At 67.4% G+C, this 1,990-nt stretch carries 1 protein-coding gene; it reads left to right on the forward strand.

Annotated elements, in window-relative coordinates; all coding sequences use genetic code 11:
* Positions 1-1,990 (forward strand): heavy metal translocating P-type ATPase (locus tag ELR45_RS03900; protein WP_205855857.1); only part of this gene is annotated, 1,990 nt, incomplete at both ends.

Genomic DNA, 1,990 nt, shown 5'->3' on the forward strand with positions numbered 1-1,990 from the left:
GGGTGTCGCGGACATCATCGTGCTCAGCGGCTCGGTGGTGCTCGTGGCGTGGCTTGCCTGGTTCTTCTTCGGGACGAAGAAGAGCGGTTCGGCAGCGCTTCGTGACGGCGTGCAGGAAGTCGAGATCAACGTCAAGGGGGGCTACTCCCCCGAGGTGATCAAGGTGCGCGAAGGTGTACCGGTGCGGCTCGTCTTCGATCGCCAAGAGAGCGGGGAATGTACATCCCAGGTGGTGTTCTCCGACTTCGGTGTCACCCGGACACTTCCGGCCTTCGAGAAGACCGCTGTGGAACTCATGCCACGGCAGGCCGGCCAGTACGGCTTCGCCTGCGGGATGAACATGGTCCGCGGGCAGCTTGTCGTCGAACCCGCCACCGACGGTCACGACACACACGGCATGGACGACGGCCCGGCCGCGGCCCACCAGCCTGACGGAAGCGTCGCCACTGCCGTAGAGGACACGGACAAGGCGCCCGCGACCGGGGGTCCCTCGCCCCCATCGTCCGACACCGAAGAAGGCCAGGGCGCCGTCCAGGACGAGCACCCTGACGAGCGCCGTGAAGAAGCAGCTTCCGACGACGACGCAGAAGCGGAAGTCCGTCGGGCGGAGATCTCGGATCTGTCTCGTCGTGTGCTCATCGGCGCCGTCCTCACCACACCGGTGGTGCTCGCGGTCATGATCCACGAGTTGCTGAACGCTACCTGGGTGCCGGACGCTCTGCTCAACCACTGGGTTCAGTTCGCCCTGATGACACCGGTCATGTTCTACACCGGCTGGCCGATCCACCGGGCAGGATGGGCGACGCTGCGGCGGCGGGGCGCCGAGATGAACGCGCTCATCACCATCGGTACCACCGCTGCCTACGCCTACAGCACACTCGTCACCGTCGCACCGGGGATGTTGCCAGAGGACCTGCGCGACGTCTACTACGAGGCCGTCGGCGTCATCCTCACCCTGATCCTGCTCGGCCGGCTCATCGAGTCGAAAGCCAAGGCCGGCACCGGCGAAGCCATCCGCGCTCTGATCGGCCTGCAGCCGAAGACCGCGCGAGTGCGCCGGGGCGGCGTCGACGTCGAAGTCGCGGTCGACGACGTCGAGGTCGGCGACCTGGTGCTCGTCCGCCCAGGCGAGAAGGTCCCGGGCGACGGGGTGGTGGTCGAGGGACACTCGAACCTCGACGAGTCGATGGTCACGGGTGAGCCGATGCCCGTCGAGAAGGGCCCCGGTGACGAGATCGTCGGCGCCACGGTCAACCAGACCGGCGCGTTCACCATGCGGGCCACCAAGGTGGGCGGCTCCACGATGCTCGCCCAGATCATCCAGCTCGTCCAACGCGCACAGGCGTCCAAGGCACCGATCCAGCGGCTGGTCGATCTGGTGTCCGGTTACTTCGTCCCGGCGGTCATCTTCATCGCCATCGCCACGTTCGCGACATGGTTCATCACCGGACCAGAACCCGCTCTGACCTTCGCCTTGGTTGCGGCCGTGGCGGTGCTGATCATCGCGTGCCCGTGCGCGCTCGGCCTGGCAACACCACTGTCGATCATGGTCGGTACGGGTAAGGGCGCACAGTCCAGCATCCTCATCCGCGACGCCACGTCGCTGGAGACCGCGCAACGCCTGGACACGATCGTGCTGGACAAGACCGGCACCATCACCCGCGGCGAGCCCACGCTCACCACGGTGACGCCCGTAGGCGCGTGGACCGGCCAGGAACTCCTCCGCCTGGTGGCCGCGGCTGAACGCTCGTCTGAGCACCCGCTTGGCGCGGCCATCGTCAACGGCGCCACCGAGCAAGGCGCCGTCGTCCCTGAGCCGGCCGAGTTCGACTCGGTGACAGGCAAGGGGATCCGCGCCACCGTCGAGGGTCAGAACGTCCTCGTCGGCCGCGGTCAGTGGCTCTCCGACTCCGGAATCGACATCACGGAGCTGGACGCCGTCGGCGCGAAGCTGGCCGAGACAGGACACACACCCATCCTGGCCGCCGTC

The organism is Phytoactinopolyspora endophytica (assembly GCF_004138495.1).
GTDB classification, from domain to species: domain Bacteria; phylum Actinomycetota; class Actinomycetes; order Jiangellales; family Jiangellaceae; genus Phytoactinopolyspora; species Phytoactinopolyspora endophytica.